The 1,377-nt window shown below is 69.1% G+C and carries 3 protein-coding genes; all 3 read right to left on the reverse strand.

The window, feature by feature from the left end:
• On the reverse strand, positions 1–219 hold a 219-nt coding region (locus H5411_RS46410), incomplete at its 3' end, for a hypothetical protein (RefSeq protein ID WP_220818388.1).
• Positions 220–246: 27 nt separating this feature from the next.
• Positions 247–1,101, reverse strand: coding sequence for a substrate-binding domain-containing protein (locus H5411_RS46415; protein ID WP_183128017.1), 855 nt, complete (start codon positions 1,099–1,101; stop codon positions 247–249).
• Positions 1,102–1,130: 29 nt separating this feature from the next.
• The coding region (locus H5411_RS46420) for a hypothetical protein (protein ID WP_220818389.1) at positions 1,131–1,377 on the reverse strand (247 nt) is incomplete at its 5' end.

The raw sequence follows: 1,377 nt of genomic DNA on the forward strand, positions 1-1,377 counted from the left end.
GATCGCGGTGAGCGGCACTCCGGCCTGCCGGGCCATCAGGTACGAGGTCGGCGCGAGTTCGCACACGTCGAACTCGAGGTCCCGGATCATCCGGCGGTACGCGCCGATCACCGGCGTCACCTCCACCGGTTCGACCGCGTGGCCCGCGACCTCGACATCGCCGTTGAGCAGGGTACGTCCGTGCGCGTAGTCCCCGAGGACCACCGAAAGCTTTTCCATGTCGGGTTTTCCTTCCAGAGCGGGGATTCAGCCGAGCCGTGCCGTGGACACGCCCAGCGCGTCGCACGTCGCGTCCACAAGTTCGTCGAACGAGACGGCGCGGGGGAGCACTTGCTGGTCGAAGGCGTAGCGGGCGACTTCGGTCACCGGCCCGCGCAGCGCTTCGAAGCCGGCCGGGCTGAGTCCGGCCGGGTCGCGGCGCACCTCGGCGGCCAGTGCGTCGTAGATCGCGAGCACCGCCTTGGCGTCAGCGTCGGGATTGATCGCGACGACGTGGTTGATCGGGGCGAATCCCTTGCGCCCAGCCCAGTTCTCCGCGACTGAGAGCGCGTCGGGGACGGCGGTGCGGATGCGGTCGTCCGAGGGCAGTTCGTTGCCCATGATCCCGTAGTCGAGTTTGCCGTCGAGGAAGTCGGCGGACAGCTTCGAGCCTTCGGGAGCGCGCTTCGTCCACATCGGATCGGTGTGTTCGGGGACGTGGCCGTCCTCGTAGGTGATCCAGTCCACTTCAGACAGATCGATGCCGTAGTCCTCGGCGAGGAAACCGCGCAGCCACACCCCGGTGGTCTGGCTCCACGACCGCACGCCCACGGTTTTCCCTCGCACGGCAGCCAATCCGGGCTCGCCCAGTGTCACCAGGGTCTGGTGCTGGTGCCGCCCGAGCGCGGTGACCGGCAGCAGCGCCACCGGCTTGCCGTGCGCGACCGCTTGCAGGAGCGTCACGATCGCCAGTTCGCACACGTCGGCTGTGCTGTCGTTGACGAATCCGCGCGAGGCTTTGTGCACCGGGCGGATGTCGAGTCGCTCGGGCGACGTACCCGCGGTCTCGGCGGCTTCGAGCGCCGCGGCCGCGAGGCCGTCGCGACCCAGCACGATCTTCATGTCGGGATTCCTCTCCTGGTCGGGCACGCTCACACGTCCTCGCCGTACTGGATCCGGCGGTACGGCACGCTCAGCACGTCGCGGGTGATCCGGACGTCGATCACGGTCGGGCGCGGATCGCGGACGTATTCGCTCAGCGCGGCGCGAAGTTCCTCGACACCGCGGACGGTCGCGCCGCCGCCGCCCAGCGCGCGGGCGACCTCGCCCAGTTCCGGCGTGGGGATCACCGCGAGCGCGGGATCGAGTCCCTTGGCACTGGCTTTGTGGTATTCGGCT

The sequence above is a fragment of the Amycolatopsis echigonensis genome, assembly GCF_014174495.1.
Lineage (GTDB): Bacteria > Actinomycetota > Actinomycetes > Mycobacteriales > Pseudonocardiaceae > Amycolatopsis > Amycolatopsis echigonensis.

Coding starts and splice junctions, on each gene's coding strand:
- H5411_RS46415 (WP_183128017.1), bottom strand. CDS start 1,101: ATGAAGATCGTGCTGGGTCGCGACGGCCTCGCGGCCGCGGCGCTCGAA.